General features: G+C 42.6%; 20 protein-coding genes and 1 pseudogene. 11 read left to right on the forward strand and 10 right to left on the reverse strand.

Going from position 1 to position 17,973, the window contains the following annotated elements:
* Window positions 1-47 precede the first annotated feature (47 nt).
* The 3 genes from ACRWQL_RS12680 (at window position 48) to ACRWQL_RS12690 (ending at window position 2,467) form a co-directional block, all read left to right on the forward strand.
* Window positions 48-677: a DUF484 family protein gene (locus tag ACRWQL_RS12680; protein WP_434931954.1), complete on the forward strand. Its 630-nt coding sequence runs from the start codon at window positions 48-50 to the stop codon at window positions 675-677.
* 138 nt (window positions 678-815) lie between these two features.
* Window positions 816-1,718, forward strand: coding sequence for a tyrosine recombinase XerC (gene xerC, locus ACRWQL_RS12685; protein ID WP_434927291.1), 903 nt, complete (start codon window positions 816-818; stop codon window positions 1,716-1,718).
* An 8-nt stretch (window positions 1,719-1,726) separates the two neighbouring features.
* Window positions 1,727-2,467, forward strand: a complete 741-nt coding sequence (locus tag ACRWQL_RS12690; RefSeq protein WP_434953375.1) for an HAD-IA family hydrolase — start codon at window positions 1,727-1,729, stop codon at window positions 2,465-2,467.
* Here the strand turns inward: ACRWQL_RS12690 and ACRWQL_RS12695 are convergent.
* From ACRWQL_RS12695 to ACRWQL_RS12715, 5 genes and pseudogenes are all read right to left on the reverse strand, one after another.
* The gene (locus ACRWQL_RS12695) at window positions 2,454-2,963 is read right to left on the reverse strand and encodes an AlbA family DNA-binding domain-containing protein (protein WP_434927290.1); all 510 of its coding nucleotides are present in this window, start codon (window positions 2,961-2,963) and stop codon (window positions 2,454-2,456) included. The two genes, ACRWQL_RS12690 and ACRWQL_RS12695, sit on opposite strands and share 14 nt — an antisense overlap.
* 150 nt (window positions 2,964-3,113) lie before the next feature.
* Window positions 3,114-3,602, reverse strand: a pseudogene (locus ACRWQL_RS12700) (hemerythrin domain-containing protein); the annotation flags it as partial.
* 238 nt (window positions 3,603-3,840) lie between these two features.
* Entirely contained in the window at window positions 3,841-4,020 is a 180-nt protein-coding gene (locus ACRWQL_RS12705; protein ID WP_434953376.1) for a DUF6691 family protein, read from the reverse strand.
* Window positions 3,978-4,289: a DUF6691 family protein gene (locus tag ACRWQL_RS12710; RefSeq protein WP_434950304.1), complete on the reverse strand. Its 312-nt coding sequence runs from the start codon at window positions 4,287-4,289 to the stop codon at window positions 3,978-3,980. Before ACRWQL_RS12710 ends, ACRWQL_RS12705 begins: the two co-directional genes overlap by 43 nt.
* Window positions 4,290-4,712, reverse strand: a complete 423-nt coding sequence (locus ACRWQL_RS12715) for a YeeE/YedE family protein (protein ID WP_434939259.1) — start codon at window positions 4,710-4,712, stop codon at window positions 4,290-4,292.
* A 131-nt stretch (window positions 4,713-4,843) separates the two neighbouring features.
* Here ACRWQL_RS12715 and ACRWQL_RS12720 point away from each other — a divergent pair, with 131 nt between their 5' ends.
* Window positions 4,844-5,368, forward strand: coding sequence for a DUF3087 family protein (locus ACRWQL_RS12720; protein ID WP_434950306.1), 525 nt, complete (start codon window positions 4,844-4,846; stop codon window positions 5,366-5,368).
* A 119-nt stretch (window positions 5,369-5,487) separates the two neighbouring features.
* Here ACRWQL_RS12720 and ACRWQL_RS12725 read toward each other — a convergent pair whose 3' ends face one another.
* Entirely contained in the window at window positions 5,488-5,910 is a 423-nt protein-coding gene (locus ACRWQL_RS12725) for an organic hydroperoxide resistance protein (protein ID WP_434939257.1), read from the reverse strand.
* A gap of 386 nt (window positions 5,911-6,296) precedes the next feature.
* Between ACRWQL_RS12725 and ACRWQL_RS12730 the strand changes: the two genes are divergently transcribed.
* Window positions 6,297-8,057 (forward strand): alkaline phosphatase D family protein, encoded by a 1,761-nt coding sequence (locus ACRWQL_RS12730; protein WP_434950307.1) that lies wholly within the window; start codon window positions 6,297-6,299, stop codon window positions 8,055-8,057.
* Between the two features lie 81 nt (window positions 8,058-8,138).
* Here the strand turns inward: ACRWQL_RS12730 and ACRWQL_RS12735 are convergent, their stop codons facing one another.
* From ACRWQL_RS12735 to arfB, 4 genes are all read right to left on the reverse strand, one after another.
* Window positions 8,139-9,146: a class I SAM-dependent rRNA methyltransferase gene (locus tag ACRWQL_RS12735; RefSeq protein WP_434953377.1), complete on the reverse strand. Its 1,008-nt coding sequence runs from the start codon at window positions 9,144-9,146 to the stop codon at window positions 8,139-8,141.
* Window positions 9,147-9,284: 138 nt separating this feature from the next.
* Window positions 9,285-9,683, reverse strand: a complete 399-nt coding sequence (locus tag ACRWQL_RS12740; protein WP_434950310.1) for a DUF3859 domain-containing protein — start codon at window positions 9,681-9,683, stop codon at window positions 9,285-9,287.
* A 46-nt stretch (window positions 9,684-9,729) separates the two neighbouring features.
* Window positions 9,730-10,185, reverse strand: a complete 456-nt coding sequence (gene aroQ / locus ACRWQL_RS12745; protein WP_226413017.1) for a type II 3-dehydroquinate dehydratase — start codon at window positions 10,183-10,185, stop codon at window positions 9,730-9,732.
* A gap of 111 nt (window positions 10,186-10,296) precedes the next feature.
* Window positions 10,297-10,716: an alternative ribosome rescue aminoacyl-tRNA hydrolase ArfB gene (gene arfB, locus ACRWQL_RS12750; RefSeq protein ID WP_434931101.1), complete on the reverse strand. Its 420-nt coding sequence runs from the start codon at window positions 10,714-10,716 to the stop codon at window positions 10,297-10,299.
* A 138-nt stretch (window positions 10,717-10,854) separates the two neighbouring features.
* Between arfB and ACRWQL_RS12755 the strand changes: the two genes are divergently transcribed.
* The 6 genes from ACRWQL_RS12755 to ACRWQL_RS12780 all read left to right on the forward strand — a co-directional run bounded on the left by ACRWQL_RS12755 (window position 10,855) and on the right by ACRWQL_RS12780 (window position 17,847).
* Window positions 10,855-11,232, forward strand: coding sequence for an STAS/SEC14 domain-containing protein (locus ACRWQL_RS12755; protein WP_434939254.1), 378 nt, complete (start codon window positions 10,855-10,857; stop codon window positions 11,230-11,232).
* Window positions 11,233-11,324: 92 nt separating this feature from the next.
* On the forward strand, window positions 11,325-11,501 hold the full coding sequence (locus tag ACRWQL_RS12760; protein WP_226413023.1) for a DUF3012 domain-containing protein: 177 nt from the start codon (window positions 11,325-11,327) through the stop codon (window positions 11,499-11,501).
* A 21-nt stretch (window positions 11,502-11,522) separates the two neighbouring features.
* Entirely contained in the window at window positions 11,523-11,966 is a 444-nt protein-coding gene (locus tag ACRWQL_RS12765) for a hypothetical protein (RefSeq protein ID WP_434950312.1), read from the forward strand.
* Window positions 11,967-12,093: 127 nt separating this feature from the next.
* Window positions 12,094-13,338, forward strand: a complete 1,245-nt coding sequence (locus ACRWQL_RS12770; protein ID WP_434950314.1) for an efflux RND transporter periplasmic adaptor subunit — start codon at window positions 12,094-12,096, stop codon at window positions 13,336-13,338.
* Between the two features lie 9 nt (window positions 13,339-13,347).
* On the forward strand, window positions 13,348-16,527 hold the full coding sequence (locus ACRWQL_RS12775; RefSeq protein WP_434950317.1) for an efflux RND transporter permease subunit: 3,180 nt from the start codon (window positions 13,348-13,350) through the stop codon (window positions 16,525-16,527).
* A 231-nt stretch (window positions 16,528-16,758) separates the two neighbouring features.
* Window positions 16,759-17,847, forward strand: a complete 1,089-nt coding sequence (locus ACRWQL_RS12780; RefSeq protein WP_434950320.1) for a methyl-accepting chemotaxis protein — start codon at window positions 16,759-16,761, stop codon at window positions 17,845-17,847.
* Window positions 17,848-17,973 lie beyond the last annotated feature (126 nt).

Consider the following 17,973-nt stretch of genomic DNA (forward strand, 5'->3'; position numbering starts at 1 on the left):
ACGCACGATCGGGTATCGATGCAATCGGTCAAGATTTAGGCGCTGAAATGTTGGCGAACTTTCGTAACCAAGTGCTAGATGAAAATCTAGTGCGTGATTATTTACTCGACAACCCTGAGTTTTTCAATCGTCACCCTGAGTTACTGATTGCGCTTCGGTTGAATCATCATGAGCGTGGCGCGGTATCACTGGTTGAGCGTAGACAAGAAATACTGCGCCAAAAAGTGACTCAGCTCGAAGAAGAAATTACTGCGCTAATGAATGTGGCAAAGCAGAATGAACGTATATTTATGTTTAATAATGAATTGTCATTTCAATTATTGGCTTGTAAGGAGCTAAGTGAACTTAGGCAAACCTTGTTTGAAGGGTTAAAGGCTGAGTTTGGCTTTACCCATGTACGTTTAATTACCGTTCATGATATTGACAGTGAATTAGCTAACATTTGGCGTCATCGCATTCAAAATAATTACTATTTTGGTCGACTAACTCAGTCAGAATCAAAACGCTTATTTGGCAGTGAAGTTGGCTCTGTTGCGTTAACTAGACTATCGGATGAAAATGGTCAGGTCATATTTGCCATAGCCAGCGCTGATGCGACTCATTTCCACCCAAATATGGACTCATTATTATTAAGCCAATTACGTCGTTTACTCAGCCATTTATTAGCAACATTTTAACCTAGTGGTTTGTGACTGATTGGTACATGGTCAAATCTTGGTGTTGTGTTCTCCAAATATAATATTCAAGGCTATGATTTTCAAAGCTGTAGCGTTCAAGATACTGCTGCGTATCAGCATAAAGCAGGAGTCGCCGTGATGACACAAACTGATTGGCAAGCTAAGTATCGGCAATACTTGACCTTTGAGCGTCAGTTATCTGATTACACTATTCGCAATTATTTTTTTGAACTCAACCGTGCTCAATCCTTATTGGGCGAAGATATTTATTTACATAATGCTAACCGCGATCAGTTACAAAGTGTGTTAGCCAAATTACATCGACAGGGTTTAAGTCCGCGTTCAATTGCATTAAGCTTGTCGGCACAAAAACAATTTTATGCTTTTTTACTGCGTGAAAATGTTATAGCAATAAATCCTGCTAAAACCCTCAGTGCCCCCAAACAAAATAAGCCATTACCTAAAAATATGGATGTCGATGCCGTCAGCCATTTACTCGATATTGACGCTGATGATCCGCTGGCTATTCGAGATAAAGCTATTATGGAGTTATTTTATTCCAGCGGGCTTCGTTTAGCCGAATTAGCCGCGTTAAATTATGATGACATTCAGTTTGATAACGCAGAAGTTAAGGTCATGGGTAAGGGCAGTAAACAACGGATTGTGCCAATTGGTAAAGTGGCTATCAATGCGTTAAAAGTATGGTTTACCTGCCGTGAACAAGTGTTTTCTTTACATGCCAATGATGCATTGTTTATCAGTAATCAAGGCAAGCGATTATCGCACCGTAGCATTCAAGCCAGAATGAATAAATGGGGTCAAGAGCAGGCGTTATCGGTTAAAGTGCATCCGCATAAGTTACGCCATTCTTTTGCGACTCATATGCTTGAATCTAGTGCCGACTTACGTGCAGTACAAGAGTTACTGGGCCACGCAAACCTGTCTACAACTCAAATTTATACTAGCTTAGACTTCCAGCATCTCGCTAAAGTTTACGATGGTGCTCATCCTAGAGCGAAAAAAAATAAGGGCAACTCATAATGGTGCACATGTTAGCGCAGCAAAGCCAAACGGGTATGATTCAATATCAACGGCTCAAACCTTTTAAAGCCATTAGTTTTGATTTAGATGACACCCTATATGATAATAAACCCATTATCGTTAAGGCTGTTGCGGAGTCATTTAGTCTATTACACCGTAAGTACCCTAAATCGTCCCATTGGACCGCAGTTGATTGGCAGCGTTGTAAACTTGCATTGCAAATGCGTCAGCCTGAGTTAGTGCATGACACCTCAGCGGCGCGCTATGCTATGCTGCGTGAAGGGTTAATTCAGTTGGGTTACAGCGAAATTGAATCCAGCCATGGGGCGCAAGCTGGGTTAGATTGTTTTCACCACTATCGCAGTGATTTCACCATTGTCCCAGATGTGCTTGCTACGCTTAATACATTAAAACAGCACTTTACTTTAGTGGGTATTACTAACGGTAATGTTGATGCTAGCCGTATTGGTTTAGATACTGTCATGCAGTTTGTTTTGCATCCAGGATGTGGCGTTAAAATGAAACCGGCAGGTGATATGTTTGATTTAGCCTGTAAACAGCTGGCGATAAAACCGTCAGAATTATTGCATGTTGGCGATCACCCTAACTCAGACATTGTCGGGGCTAAAATGGCCGGATGTCAGACTGTTTGGCTAAACCCTTGCCAGCAAAAAAGGCATAAAAACCCTGCGAGTTTATTACCCCATATCGCGATTGAACAGTTGTCGTTATTGGTTAACTTGATTTAGGTTTTAGCACCACACCTGCGCGTTGTTTCATTTGATCAACTTGTTCATGACTGGCATGCATATCAGCATCACCTACTCGGAAATAACTACCACCGTAGGGTTCTGTGCCGATATAGATAGGTCGAAGCTTCGGATCCACCGCAGGAACATGAATTCGAATCAACTTCTTACCCATAATTTCAATAATTTGTACATCAGTAGGTGAGAGAATATTGTGGCTGATTTTTTGCGGGTTATTAAGGATTTGCCAAATTTCACTGAGCATAGGCATAGGGTTAACAATACCCTCGATACTAAACTCTCCATGGTCTTCCTTTACCCCTAGAATAATTTCACCCCCTAAGGTATTGGCAAACGCGCTATAGGTTTCCCACATAACTTCTGGCAATTTTCCATTACCGTCGCGGCCACCAGCAAGCTTAAATTCTACTTGGGCAGACTCATGAAGATTGGCAATATCATCTAGTGCAAAAGTGGGGTAATTATGAGTACTCATAGGATTAGTCAATAATTAATATTCTCAACTTAGCTTATGAATAAATAACTGAAAAAGAAAGCTAAAAGTGAAAACAGTTATCAATACAGCAGAACTGACAGGATAAAATGCTCAGATAAGAGTTTATTATCCCGTTCTGAAGTGAGCAGTCTATAGTGCCAGTGCTTTGCGAAATAGTAGATTATTTTCAAGATGAATATGCATTTGTAAGTCAGCATCAAATTCTGCCAAGGTTTTATAGCAGGTGCGCCATGTGTTACAGGCACCTTCCGGCACTTGATAGTTACCCGTTATTTGTCTCAGTTTGATCAGAATATCAGCGGTATTACCATGTTCATGTTCCATCACATTAATTGGATTACCTATGTGACCAAAACAGCCATTTATCTCTTCCCCTACACTTAATGAGCGAATAGCAGGGAATAAAATCCGTTCTTCTTTCATTAAATGCGGCATTAACTCAGCCACTAATGAATTTACCCATTGAGCTAAAGGTAGTATTTCATCATGGTCATCGCCGTGGGCATTGACCATTATCTCGGTATACTCTTGCAACAATGGCGCGGTATTACGCACGTATTTATGGTGGGTAGCCTCAATGTGATTAACCAACTCAATCAATGACAATTGATCTAATTCAGCCAGCTGAGCTTGGTGTTCACACGAGCATGATTCAAGGGTAAACATTGCAATTCCAAAGATGCAAATAATAAAGCTGAATTTTAAATGCATCTTTTTGTTATGCAAGTTAATCCTGGCTAATTTGCTAAGTTAATCACAACTTATTTAGCTATTACTCTATGTGCGTAGCTGATGAAGTTTTTTGAGAAAAGCATTAAACAGCAAACTTAGAAGGGATCTAGCCTGTTGGCGAAAATCATTCTTTAACAGCCCTGAATTTTTTAGCCATAAGCATACCTAGTAGCATAGCGATGACAAATCCAATAAATTTCCTGTCTAAACTGACTAGATTAACAATGGCAGGCCCAGGACAAATCCCGACTAAGCCCCAACCTAGGCCAAATAAGCATGCGCCGAGTAATAATTTTTTATCAATATGTGCTTTGGCCGGTAAAAAAAGTGATCATCTAATAGCGGTTTGCTTTTCGGTTTGACAAAAAACAGGTAACCGACACTGAATACACTCAGTCCTGCCCCCATAACAATTGCCAGACTCGGGTCCCATTGGCCAAAAACGTCTAAAAAATTAAGCACTTTATTAGCATCAATCATTTGCGCAATAATTAAACCAAAACCAAATAAGCTACCAGCAACAAAGGCAACTAATAAATGTAGAAGGGAGGTGGAGTGATTGTATTGACTCATTTATCCTCCAATTATATGGCGGCTAACAAACACAACTATTGCGGCTACTAACATAAATACTAGAGTCGCGATTATTGAGCGCACAGACATTCTGCCTATACCGCAAATACCATGACCACTTGTGCATCCACCACCTAAATAAGCCCCAAATCCCACCAGAAATCCCCCGCAAATGGTTAATCCCCAACTGGCATCTAATGTTGCAGGTAGAGTAATATTAGCAAAAGGTACTAACAACCCACTGGCAATTAATCCCCCTAAAAAAGCCCACCGCCACCTTGTATTAGAGCTATTGAATTGTAAGGCGCCACTTAAAATGCCAGATATGCCGGCAATACGCCCATTAACTGCTAGCAGTAGTAATGCACCAAAACCAAGTAATACACCGCCGATTAAAGCGCTGATGGGGGTGAATTCAGTCATATTTATTTAAGCCCATTATATAAAGGTGGTGAAGTTTATCATATGGCAAAAATTTACCTAAATATGCTTAATGAGTGATTCATATTAAGCAGGTATAATGCCGCCATTATAAAAAGTTAAGAGCCATATTGATGAAATTAAGACATGTAGATAAACCGCAATATCGTAAAATGACTAATCAAGTCCAATTTGGCATTATAGCCATTTTAGCTATTTCGTCATTAGTATTTGGCCAAATGTTAATCGCGATATTGAGTTCGGCAACCGTCGTAGCCGGTCAGCCAACGGGCAATTTCTATTTTAATTTTGGCGGGGTAATTATGGGTCTTATGCTATGCACTTTAGTGGTAAAGCATGGCCGTAAAAAACCTCAGTATGCTGATGTCTATTACGTTTGGCAGTTGAAACAATTACAGAATAAAATTTATCGTAAGCTTAATGCGATTCAACAAGCCGCAGCTGACAATAATGTTAACGCATTAACTATATTATGTTTTTATTACCAGAGTTTAGCGATTGTTTATGAGTTAGATAACAATACCTTGACCATGACAGAAGTGAATAGACAAATCAGCGTGTTAGAACAGCAAATCCAAGATAAAAATTTGAGCTGTAATGCAGATGATTTCAGCGTAGAACAGTTAGGTGATTTTTAATTAGCAGCTTAAGCCGCAAATTTTTTATATCATTGTAGAGTTGGTACATTAATGCAAAAAGCCAAGGTTGACGCCTTGACTTTTTGTTACTGTTTTTGTTGCGAAATAGTCGATAAAAATTAAATTGCGACGCTATTAACCGTTAGCTTCACATCAATATTACCGCGAACCGCATTTGAATATGGACACACTTGATGCGCCGCCTGAACCAGCTTCACAGCGTCATCTTGCGCCAAATCTAACTCAACAGCGAGTGCAACCGTTAGCGCAAATCCTTTAGTATCATTCGGGCCAATGCCTACAGTAGCGGTTGTTGGTGCAGCTTTAATAGCGACTTTCATTTCACGCGCCACGTGTAAAATAGCGTTTGAGAAACAGGCTGCATAGCCAGCGGCAAATAGTTGCTCAGGATTAGTGTGCTCGCCAGTGCCGCCCATTTCTTTTGGATAACTCAAACCGACATCGAGTTTTTTGTCATCTGTAGTGACTTGACCATTACGACCAGCTAATGCTGTTGCTGAAGTTGTATATAAAGTTGTCATAGGAATACCTCAAAAAGTAAGTTAATTTAAGTTGCGCGCAATTTAATTGCGCTAACTATAAATGATGTTTTTGGAATGCGCAACTAAATTGTACACAATTTAATTTGTGTCAATTAAATAACCCAAATCCTCTACTAATATAACTCCATACTTAAGGGGGAATTCTTAGTCAATCAAGCTCCATATCTCAACTCAATCAATCCTCTTATCTCAACCTTAGTGATGACATTTATGACTCAAAACTTAACTAAAGTTGGATGATAAAGCCTTTATGTAACGATTTTGTCATGCGATTGTCATCCTGTATTCGCACAATAGCCATGCTTGTCTGACCTGTTGCAATGATTAACATGCAGACACCATCATTGACTTAAAAGGAATATCGAATGAAAACAGGGTTAAGTCGTCGCGACTTTTTAGCTATGTCAGCCAAAGGCGTTGGCGCGGTTGTTGTGTCATATGGATTAATGGGCTGTAGCAGCGATGACGAAGAGATCTACTCTGGTCAATTTTTACAAGGCATTGCCAGTGGCGATCCAGCCAAAGATGCAGTGATCTTATGGACCAGGGTCACTCCAGATGTTGAAGCTGATATCACAGTGTCATGGGAAGTGGCCTTAGATGCTAATTTTAGCCAAATAGTCACTAATGGAGTAATGAAAACCAACGCTAAGCGTGATTACACGGTGAAAATTGATGCGGTTGGCCTTGAGGCTGGCAAAGGATACTTTTATCGCTTTAAATCGGGTAAATATGCTTCAGACGTTGGTATGACTAAAACCTTACCAGAAGGCACTGTTGATTCGGTCAAATTAGCTGTGATGTCATGTGCAAACTACCCAGCGGGCTACTTCAATGTGTATGCATTAGCGGCCGAGCGTGATGATTTAGATGCGGTTATTCATCTAGGAGATTACTTGTATGAGTACGGTCGTGGTGGGTATGCCAGTCAAGATGCGGCGGCTTTAGGGCGTGAAGTATTACCCGCTGGCGAATTATTGTTACTCAATGATTATCGCACGCGTTATGCACAATATCGTGGTGATATGAGCTTGCAAAAACTGCATTCTAAAGTCGCTTTTATCACTGTGTGGGACGATCATGAAGTCGCTAATGACACCTGGAGAGAGGGCGCTGAAAACCACAATGACAATGAAGGGGACTTTGATTTACGCAAGCAAGCGGCACTGCAGGCATATTTTGAATGGCTACCCATTCGTCCTTGGAGTGAAGGGAATCATCAAGAAATATACCGTAGCTTTAACTATGGTGATTTAGTTGATTTGCATATGTTAGATACTCGATTGCTGGGGCGAGACAAGCAGCTAGATTATGCGGATTACATGGACCCGGTGACAAAGGCATTTAATAGCGGCGCTTTTTTAGGTGATGTGACTAACGTTAACCGCACCATGTTAGGTCAATCTCAATTATTATGGTTGCAACAAAGCTTACTTGAATCGACGGCGAAGTGGCAGGTGCTAGGTCAGCAAGTGTTGATGGGTAAAATGCTTCTGCCTGCGGCTATTGCGACTCAACAAATGAGTATTCCTCAATTTGCTCAGCTGGCGACGTTAGCCCAATTAGCCGCGCGTGCGCAGGCGGGCGACCCTACATTATCCGCGCAAGAGTTATCTTACTTACAAGCTAATCAAAGTCAGTTAACCCCTGAGGTGCTAGCCTTACTTCAATTGCCTTCTATTCCTTATAATTTGGACGCTTGGGACGGATACGCCTATGAGCGAGAAGTGATTCTGGCCACAGCTAAATCGATGCAGCATAACTTAGTGGTTATCGCTGGTGACACCCACAATGCTTGGGCAAATGAGCTAACCGACAATCAAGGTGAAGTGGTTGGGGTTGAGTTTGCGACCAGTTCAGTATCTTCACCTGGGTTAGAATACTACTTAGGCCTATCTGATGCTGAAATGCCTGCCACTGAAGCGGCTATTGTGAATCTTATCGCTGATTTAAAATATGCTAATTTGAAAGATCGCGGTTACTTATTGCTGACCTTTAGTGCCGAAGAAGCTAATAGTGAGTGGCTATATGTGAATACGATTAAAGATAAATCATTCACCACATTAGTTGAGCGCTCTGCTTCCGCTAAAGTTAACATCCAACAACCAAAAATCATTTTTGGGTAACAATGAATCACATCAGCCGATGCCGCAGTGGCATTGGCTGATGTAGTCATGGCTATAATCTGATAGCTATAATGTGGTTGCTTAGTCTATGGTGAGGGCCACAATTTTTAGTGGATGATTGTCATCAAAGGAAGGGAAGTCTTGGTCGCAATTCAGCCATTCAATATTAATGATTTTTCGACCTTGTTTTTCAACGCAGCGGACTAGGCTGTCCAACCAAGATTGGCGTTCCACTTTGGCGACATTGTTACAGCAAACAATGGTTCCGCCGGCCTTGGTGGTCAGCATTGCGGGCTTAAATAAGCCTTGATAGTCGTTAATTAAGTCGACCACCCCAAAGACGCTTTTTGCAAAGCGTGGTGGGTCTAAAAACACTAAGTCAAAAGTGGTTTTAGCCAGTTTAGGGTACTTGGGCAGTTTTTGATTACGACGTCCGCCCACAGGTAAACCGGCTAGTTGGCGTAATGCAGGAAACGCATCGCTTTGCACAAACTCACATACAGATTCAACTTTATTCAGTGCGGCATTTTTTTGACCTGCTGCTAATGCAAAAGATGAAAAATCGACATTCATCACCCGCTTTGCTCCGCCCACAGCGGCTGCAGTACCAATACCACAAGTGTATGAGAATAGATTCAACACGGTTTTATTCTGGCTATGTTTGTACATGTATTCGCGACCAATACGCATGTCTAAAAACAGTAATGGGTCTTGGCCTTCATGGCGTAACTTAGTGGTAAAAGCTATGCCGTTTTCATGCATCACCTGTTCCGACATCGCATAGTCTTGCGCTTCATTGACTAAGTTATTGGCGACGCGAGAATTTTTTTGCGAGCGGTCGTTATACACTACAAAATAATCACCGTGTTGTGCTAAAACCTGGGTGATTTGCTTAAGTTGATCTTCATTGAGTGTGTCATGAAATGATTGCACCAACCAAGCATCACCATAGCGGTCTATGTTTAAGCCATTGGCTCCCTCTACAGTGCCATGAAATACCCGATAACAATCAGTATTATTCAGCTTAGCTTGCGCAAAAAAGGCTTGGCGCTTGAGCATTGCTTCAGCAAGCACTTTGCTAAAATCTATTTCATCTGATTGTGTCAATAAAGGGGAAGAAGGCGTTTGAGTGGTCATAACAGAAGTCGCTTGAATGTGGTTGCAAGCCGACTATTATATCAGAGAATTTTATCTGGTTTCGAATAACGACAAGGTTTATTTACGCGATTAATTATCTAACACAGGGTGAACCTTAAATGTTTTGTCGGCAACAATTTTATCGTTCAGCTCTAGCGTCATCCGCCAATCCCCTGTCTTATTGTCAACGGATGCCCATATGCAGTCGCCTAAATAAAACTTCCAATCGTTTTCTTTAATAAAGACTTCACCATCAAAAGGAGGACGAGTATTGCCCTCATCATCAGGTATATTAGGATGATAAATACAATAACGTAGCCGTTGGTTTTTAGCTTTACGGATGCGGACAATAAATCCAAACTCGATATCTAGCGTGGCAGGAACATGTACTGTTGCCTGTAAGAATTGTGGCAACTTTTCACTTTGGCTGTCCCATCGGCTAAAGATGCCGCTGTAAACAATGCTCACATCGGGTTTAAGTTTGCTCACTGATGATGCCTTATTGCCTTAGCTGTTATATGAACTCTATTAACAATTAGTGTGGTGCGTTGTTATCTTGCAAGTGCTTAAGCGCTGCTTGCAATGCAAATTGATAGCCCTGTGCACCTAAACCACAAATAACCCCAATCGCTTTGTCAGAGAAGTATGAGTGATGTCTAAAGGGCTCACGTGCATGTACATTAGATAAATGCACTTCAATAAATGGAATAGCTACGCCTAAAATTGCATCGCGGATCGCCACACTTGTGTGGGTAAATGCCGCTGGATTAATAATGATAAACTGTGCATCAGTTGCATGAATAGCATCAATGATTTCATGCTCAGCGTTAGACTGAATATGTTCTAACGCTACCCCTGAGGAGGTCGCCGCACCTTGTAATTCAGATACAATGGTGGCTAAGTTTTGTGTGCCATAATGACCTGGTTCACGACGTCCCAGTAAATTTAAATTAGGGCCGTTAACTAATAAAATTTTTGCGGTTTGGCTCATAATAATCCTTTGGCAATCTTAACTTGGTGAGGTTATTCACTATTTCAGTTAGCTTGTTTTTAACGCAAGTTAGCGGTTCAGTAAACTTAAATTTATTCAAGGAAAGGTTAATCAATCAAATCGCGGTTTACCCTGGCGCAGTGCTTTAGTGGCTCCGCGTTGTTTTTTGGTTTCTATGCGGCGTTTTTGGCTGCCTTTAGTCGCTTTGGTTGCAATGCGCTTTTTGGCGACAATGGCGGCATTTTTTACCAGCAAAATAAACTGCTCCAGTGCCTGCTGTCGGTTGAAATCTTGACTGCGGGATTGCTGACACTTAATAATGATTTTACCGCTTTGGGTTATGCGGTGATCAGCTTTAGCCAATAACTTTTGTTTATAAAAGTCGGGCAAAGACGATTCATTGATGTCGAAGATCAGTTGCGCAGCGGTAGACACTTTATTGATATGTTGGCCACCCGCTCCACTTGAGCGCACAAATTGCCACTCAATTTCTTTGTCTTCGATAGTCACGCTATTAGTAATATTTATCATACTGTAAAGGGTATCACTTTTTAGATTAAAAATAGTTATATATTGGCGACGGTAATATTTGTTATGATTCGCGTCATTGAAGTGAATGTCTGGTAAGCCTATTTTATTCGGCACTTATCCATGACACCGGAGCTATTTATGTTATGCCAAATTTCTGATATCGCCAAAGGCGTTATTAGCCTGTTTGTAAGCGGTCGTTTGTCTGCTAAAGATTATCGCTCATGTTTACAACCCGCTATTCGAAACTATCGTAAAGATTGGGGCCAAGTGTGCTTATACATTGAAGCCGATGTGCTGTTAGAGGGGTGGGAGTTTGGCTCATTAACCGGCAGCGGTGAAGTACAGTTGCCTGAGTTTGATGCATTAGTGTTTGTTGGTGGTCCTGATTGGGTGGGTAACTCGGTCAGATTAATGGGCCCGTTTATGCAAGGTGAAGTGGCATGGTTTCCATTAGCACAAAAGCAAGATGCGATTAATTGGATCACCAAGCGTTCACAACATAAAGCTCAAGTGTGAGAAACAAGCGCAATAAACAAGTGCAATAGATATTTGTATTATAAGAGTTGGGCCTTTAGTCTAATTCAGCCTTAACACATCAAGGAAGTACTATGTTATTCAGAAAATTATTAGCATTATCGGCAGTGGGTATTTTCACCTTGGGCCTAACAGCATGTACACCAGAAGTCGGCAGCGACGCCTGGTGTAAGCAAATGAAAGAAAAAGAAACAGGTGATTGGTCTGCTAATGAAGCGGCTGATTATGCGAAACACTGCGTATTCAAATAAACGCTGTTTTAGATGACCAGCATGAGTCACCTCAATTCGTTTTCAATGATGCGTTCAATTAAGCTATTGATTACTATTATTGTGCTGCAATTTGCCGGTGCGAATTTAGGTGGCCATCAATTACATATTGGCAATAGTGCAGAAGAAAAAAGCAATCATGCCCATGTGCAGTTCACGCCTACCTTAGATATTACCGCCCTCAGTCAGCTAGTGGAGTGCATTCAATGCAGTTGCGCCGCAGACGGTGCCCGTGAACATGCGCCATCCGATGACCATACTCACCCTGCACCAACAGACAAAATGGTTGATTTATGCCTAGATTGTCAGTGTCACGGTGGTTTAGTGGCCATAGTGCTGCCCGATAATATCGATACGACCGAGCAAGCCAATCAACAACCGTTACAAACAGTTCAATCCTATTTTCCTCCCGCTTTAGGTGCCACTTACCGCCCCCCGATAGTGTAAATCCTGTTTAAATTCATTCATTAAAGGTTTGCTGTTGTTACTGGCAAGCTTGATTATTTTGTATGGCTAAATTGAATGCTTATCGCAGTATTTCAACTTGGTCATGTTTGAGTTCTAGGATTTATTTATGACAATTCCAACTATTTATTCGCCGATAAATACGCGTTTTTTAGCATCGTTTTATTTGATAACACGCCAGTTATTATGGCTAGTTATTATCAGCTTTGGGCTAACGCTTTTTAGCAGCAAAGTGATTGCAAGTGATGATCATGCTCCGCAGCAATCAAAGCCACAATCGCCTTCGTCTTATTCGCAAGAGGATGATCATGATGAGGCATTAACCTTAACGCCGCAGCAACGAGAGTTGGCCAACATTCAGGTTGAAACGCTGACATTTAGTCCATTTGATCTCACCTCTGTTGCGACTGCGCAGCTGGTGGTTGATAAAGACAAAACAGTCACTATAGCACCACAGCTTGCGATGCAAGTATTAAAGCGCCATGTGGTGCCGGGCCAACAAGTGAAAAAAGGCCAGGCTTTATTAACTTTGGGAGGCACCGAAATAGCCCAGGCACAGGCCGATTATATTAACGCCGCCACAGAATGGCAGCGGGTTAGCCGGATGAGTAAAGGGACAATTAGTGCCAGTGAAAAAATGCGCACCGAGGTGAATGCGGAACTAAAGCGTGCAGTATTAAATGCCATTATGATGACTAATGAGCAAATATCAGCGTTAACCACATCGCCTCAATCGATTGGCCAATTTCAGTTATTAGCGCCAATTAGCGGCCGAGTGCAACAAGATGAAGCCATGCTAGGTCAAGTATTGGATGCAGGCACACCGTTAATGCAATTAACCGATGAGTCGTTTTTATGGGTAGAAGCACAGCTAACACCTGTGCAGTCAGAACGGGTTGAAATTGGTCAGTCAGCACTGGTGCGTGTTGGGCAACGTAATGTCACGGGCGTAGTGATTGGCCGCTCTCATGAGCTCAATCCGATGACCCGCACTGAACAAGTGTGGATCAGTATGGCGAATCCGCAGCACGTGTTACATGCCGGTGAATTTGCTGAGTTGTATTTTCAGCAAAGCAGTTCAAAAGGCGACAAATCAGCACAAGCCCAAAAATCATCTCCCTTAAACGGCATTATTGTGCCCGACAGTGCATTAACGCGCAGCAGTGATGGCGACTGGCAAGTCTTTGTTGAAAATAAAGATGGTTTTGAAGCGGTTGAAATTGAAGTGCTACAAAGTCAGCGCGGGCTGAATTTAATTACAGGTCTAGAAAGTGGCTCGAAAGTAGTGGTGTCAGGTGCGTTTTTCCTGGCATCTGAATTGGCTAAATCTGGCTTTGATATTCACAACCACTAGGAGGCTGTTATGTTAGCAAAATTAATCCGTTCAGCCATTGAACAGCGACTGCTAGTGGTATTAGCCTTATTGGCCGCGATGCTAGGCAGTATTGCGATATTACCAAAGTTAAATTTGGATGCATTTCCCGACGTGACCAATGTGCAGGTTACCATTAATACCGCCGCTGAAGGCCTAGCCGCTGAAGAAGTTGAAAAGCTGATAAGTTATCCCGTTGAATCAGCCATGTACGCTCTACCGGCCGTCACCGAGGTTCGATCGTTATCGCGTACCGGTCTATCTATTGTCACCGTGGTGTTTGCCGAAGGCACTGATATTTACTTTGCGCGCCAGCAAGTGTTTGAGCAGCTGCAAGCTGCTAAAGAATCCATTCCTGCGGGGGTCGGCACACCTGAGATTGGCCCTAATACCTCGGGGCTAGGGCAAATTTATCAATATATGCTGCGGGCTACGCCAGAATCCGGTGTGGCAGCAGCTGAGCTTCGCAGTATCAATGACTACCTGGTTAAGCTGATATTAATGCCCGTCAGTGGCGTGACTGAAGTGTTGTCGTTTGGTGGCGAAGTACTGCAATACCAGGTGCAAATTGACTTAAATAAACTGCGCAGTTACTCACTCACCATGGAGCAAGTTATTGAGGCGCTTGAAAGTAATAACCGTAATGCCGGTGGCTGGTTTATGGACCAGGGGCAGTCGCAATTAGTGGTACGCGGTTACGGTTTATTACCCCCTGGAGATGAAGGAATAGACGCCATTAAACATATTCCGCTCACCGAGTTTAATGGTACGCCAATCAGAGTCATGGACATTGCCAATGTTGATTACGGCAGTGAAATCCGTGTGGGCGCAGTGACTATGACCCGTCGAAATGACAGTGGTGAAGCGGAACAATTAGGTGAAGTGGTTGCCGGTGTGGTATTAAAACGCATGGGCGCTAACACCAAGCAAACCATTGACGACATTGAAGCGCGTATTAGTTTAATTGAACAAGCCTTACCCAAAGGGGTGACGTTTGAGGTGTTTTACGACCAGGCAGATTTAGTCAAACAAGCGGTCGATACCGTGCGTGATGCGCTACTAATGGCCTTTGTGTTTATTGTGGTGATTTTAGCGTTATTTTTAGTCAATATCCCTGCAACGTTACTGGTATTGTTATCGATCCCAATTTCAATTGGGCTGGCGTTAATGGTGATGGCTTATTTTGGTATGTCAGCTAACTTAATGTCATTGGGCGGCTTGGCCGTTGCCATTGGTATGCTGGTGGATGGCTCGGTGGTGATGGTTGAAAATATTTTTAAGCATTTAAGCCAACATGACGCACAAACCGATGTCGGTAGCGTCGATGGTAATGTTAGGGAAGGCGCTAGTGCTAATGTCAGCATTAGTTCTAAGGTTTGGCAAGCGGCTAAAGAAGTGTGCAGTCCTATCTTTTTTGCTACAGCCATCATCATAGTGGTGTTTGCGCCTTTGTTTGCCTTAGAAGGTGTGGAAGGTAAGTTATTTCAGCCAATGGCGACTAGCATTATTTTGGCCATGGTTGCCGCGTTAATTGTTGCCTTGTTTGCTGTGCCAGCACTGGCAGTTTATGCGTTTAAGCACGGTGTAGTGATCAGGCAAAGTTGGCTACTGATGCCAGTTGAACGGCTTTATCGACAACTGCTTAGCATGACCTTAGCGCGTCCTAAAACCGTGATGTTAATTGCATCATTGATGTTTATTAGCAGCATGGCGTTATTGCCGCGTTTAGGCACAGAGTTTGTACCCGAACTTGAAGAGGGCACGATTAATTTACGCATCACCTTAGCGCCCACAGCGAGTTTAGGCACCTCGATAGAAGTGGCTCCTAAGTTAGAGGCTATCTTGTTAAGTTTTCCTGAAGTGGAATATGCCCTGAGTCGCATAGGTGCGCCAGAATTAGGCGGCGACCCAGAGCCCGTCAGTAATATTGAAATCTACATTGGCTTAACACCCGTTAACCAGTGGCAAAGTGCCTCAAATCGCATTGAGTTACAGCGATTAATGGAACAAAAGCTCAGTGTGTTTCCGGGTTTATTGCTGACGTTTTCACAGCCAATAGCCACTCGTGTTGATGAGTTATTATCAGGGGTTAAAGCACAGTTAGCGATTAAAATATTCGGCCCTGATTTACAGGTATTATCAGCCAAAGGTCAGGTCTTATCTGAACTGGTGCAGCAAATTGAGGGTGCGGTAGATGTGTCGCTAGAACAGGTTAGTGGCGAAGCACAATTAGTGGTTCGCCCTAAGCGTGAATTGTTGGCGCGCTACGGCATCAGTGTCGACCAGGTGATGAGTTTAGTCAGCCAAGGTGTCGGTGGTGTTAGCGCAGGACAAGTGATTGATGGCAATGCCAGATACGATATAAATGTTCGGTTAACGTCATCACAACGCAACTCACCTGATGTATTGCGTGACTTACTGCTCACTGGGGTGAGCGGCGCAACCGTGCGTTTAGGTGAAGTGGCCGACGTTGAAGTCGAGATGGCGCCGCCCAATATTCGCCGCGACGACGTGCAGCGCCGCGTGGTGGTGCAAGCTAACGTATCGGGTCGAGATATGGGCTCGGTTGTGAATGATATTTACGCCATCATCCCACAGGCTGAATTACCTGCAGGCTACACAGTCGTGGTCGGCGGGCAGTATGAAAACCAACAGAGGGCGCAGAAAAAACTGATGCTAGTGGTGCCTATTTCAATCACGCTAATTGCGCTATTACTGTATTTCTCATTCGGCTCAATTAAACAAGTGTGCTTAATAATGGCAAACGTCCCGTTGGCATTAATTGGCGGCGTGATTGCCTTATTTGCCACTGGCACTTATTTGTCGGTGCCCAGTTCAATCGGCTTTATCACCTTATTTGGTGTGGCCGTACTCAATGGCGTGGTGCTGGTGGACTCGATTAATCAACGCCGTAAAAAAAGCGAAGAGTTCAGTGAAAATGAAAGCCTGTATACCAGCGTTTATGAAGGTACAGTAGGGCGATTACGTCCAGTATTAATGACCGCATTAACCTCTGCTTTGGGCTTAATTCCTATCTTGTTGTCAACCGGTGTCGGCAGTGAAATACAACAACCATTAGCGGTAGTCATTATTGGCGGTTTATTTAGTTCAACTGCATTGACCTTGCTGGTATTGCCCACGGTTTATCAATGGCTGTACAAGGGCAAATAACACTCACTTAAGTGGATAACAATCAAGCCTTATATATTGGGGGGTTGGTTGTTATACGGCTACCACGATAATGCTACTTGCTATGAGAAAGTTCAATATGGTTAGCTATCGCCAACCTGCAAAGGATAATTTGTACAAATTTGAATAAGTGCACTAATCTTTAAGTGATTCGTGCCGACAAATGACTAAAGAGCCATTGTTTCCATTTGATGTAAAGGACTAAAACCCCCTATGTTTGTTCTAAAAACAAAGCATGACCAACTGATTCAAGATAATAAAAGATTACAGAATGAGTTAAACAAAATTACAGATGAAAACACTCAACTGACTTTAGATAATCAGCAGTTAACAACACAGCTGCACAATACTCAAAATGACGTAAATACTAAGTTTAAGCACATGCTATTAGATAGTACCATTGAGTGTATTCGCCAAATCGAAGGGGTGCGCGGCAGTGTGCTTGAAGCACATTTAGCTATTGAAGAAGAAAGACAAAGTAGCGATCAAATTAATCAATTGCTAGATTTGTCCAATAACTCATTGAATAGTATTGTTGCTGGTATGCAGTTATTAACTGACAAAATGGGCGGAATGACCACTAATATTACAGGCTTATCATCAATGGCCGGCAGTATTAATACCTTTGTATCAACAATTTCGAGTATTTCAGATCAAACCAATTTATTGGCATTGAATGCTGCTATTGAAGCTGCACGTGCTGGCGATGCTGGCCGTGGTTTTAGTGTCGTAGCTGATGAAGTACGTGCTCTTGCTAGCAATACCAGTACCTCCGCCAATGAGGTATCAGACTTAGTCAAAAAAATCATTAGCAGTACAGCAGAAACTGTGAAGTCAGTTGATGATATCCAAGGCAGCAATGAGCAACTAGCTGGTGATGTTAAAACTCTGAGCAGTGACTACGAATCGATTATTTCATGCAGCACGTCCATGAAAGAAGCGATTGGCCATGCGTCATTGCGCACGTTTATTCAAACGGTCAAGCTGGACCATATTGTATGGAAAGGAGATATTTATGCCGTTGCATCGGGTGCGAGCAATAAGTCTATCGATACATTCTCTGATCACACCATGTGCCGATTAGGTAAGTGGTATCAAACCACTGGGCGTGAATCTTATTCGCAACTGTCTGCATTTAAGCGACTAGAAGAGCCCCATAAGCAAGTGCATCGCAGCGGCATTGAAGCATTATCGTTAATACAAGCGGGTGAGCATCACGAAGCACTTAAATATCTGAATGCAATGGAGCATGCTAGTGAACAAGTGATGCATAATTTGGATGAGCTTTCACGTCAAGTGTAGTGTGCGTATTAATAGTGTTGAATATAGTATGTTAAGCCCAATCTTTTGATTGGGCTTTTTTATGGCCTAGAGTATAGCAATAAATAGATCAAATAACTGCTTGCTTATTTAAGATTACAGTTGTAA

The organism is Shewanella sp. HL-SH4, assembly GCF_051164845.1.
GTDB lineage: Bacteria > Pseudomonadota > Gammaproteobacteria > Enterobacterales > Shewanellaceae > Shewanella > Shewanella glacialimarina.

Bases quoted from the DNA above. Each gene is read 5' to 3' on its own strand.
- ACRWQL_RS12680 (WP_434931954.1), top strand. From the start codon at position 48: ATGTTGGCGAACTTTCGTAACCAAGTGCTAGATGAAAATCTAGTGCGT.
- xerC (WP_434927291.1), top strand. From the start codon at position 816: ATGACACAAACTGATTGGCAAGCTAAGTATCGGCAATACTTGACCTTT.
- ACRWQL_RS12690 (WP_434953375.1), top strand. From the start codon at position 1,727: ATGTTAGCGCAGCAAAGCCAAACGGGTATGATTCAATATCAACGGCTC.
- ACRWQL_RS12695 (WP_434927290.1), bottom strand. From the start codon at position 2,963: ATGAGTACTCATAATTACCCCACTTTTGCACTAGATGATATTGCCAAT.
- ACRWQL_RS12710 (WP_434950304.1), bottom strand. From the start codon at position 4,289: ATGAGTCAATACAATCACTCCACCTCCCTTCTACATTTATTAGTTGCC.
- ACRWQL_RS12715 (WP_434939259.1), bottom strand. From the start codon at position 4,712: ATGACTGAATTCACCCCCATCAGCGCTTTAATCGGCGGTGTATTACTT.
- ACRWQL_RS12720 (WP_434950306.1), top strand. From the start codon at position 4,844: ATGAAATTAAGACATGTAGATAAACCGCAATATCGTAAAATGACTAAT.
- ACRWQL_RS12725 (WP_434939257.1), bottom strand. From the start codon at position 5,910: ATGACAACTTTATATACAACTTCAGCAACAGCATTAGCTGGTCGTAAT.
- ACRWQL_RS12730 (WP_434950307.1), top strand. From the start codon at position 6,297: ATGAAAACAGGGTTAAGTCGTCGCGACTTTTTAGCTATGTCAGCCAAA.
- aroQ (WP_226413017.1), bottom strand. From the start codon at position 10,185: ATGAGCCAAACCGCAAAAATTTTATTAGTTAACGGCCCTAATTTAAAT.
- arfB (WP_434931101.1), bottom strand. From the start codon at position 10,716: ATGATAAATATTACTAATAGCGTGACTATCGAAGACAAAGAAATTGAG.
- ACRWQL_RS12755 (WP_434939254.1), top strand. From the start codon at position 10,855: ATGTTATGCCAAATTTCTGATATCGCCAAAGGCGTTATTAGCCTGTTT.
- ACRWQL_RS12760 (WP_226413023.1), top strand. From the start codon at position 11,325: ATGTTATTCAGAAAATTATTAGCATTATCGGCAGTGGGTATTTTCACC.
- ACRWQL_RS12765 (WP_434950312.1), top strand. From the start codon at position 11,523: ATGAGTCACCTCAATTCGTTTTCAATGATGCGTTCAATTAAGCTATTG.
- ACRWQL_RS12770 (WP_434950314.1), top strand. From the start codon at position 12,094: ATGACAATTCCAACTATTTATTCGCCGATAAATACGCGTTTTTTAGCA.
- ACRWQL_RS12775 (WP_434950317.1), top strand. From the start codon at position 13,348: ATGTTAGCAAAATTAATCCGTTCAGCCATTGAACAGCGACTGCTAGTG.
- ACRWQL_RS12780 (WP_434950320.1), top strand. From the start codon at position 16,759: ATGTTTGTTCTAAAAACAAAGCATGACCAACTGATTCAAGATAATAAA.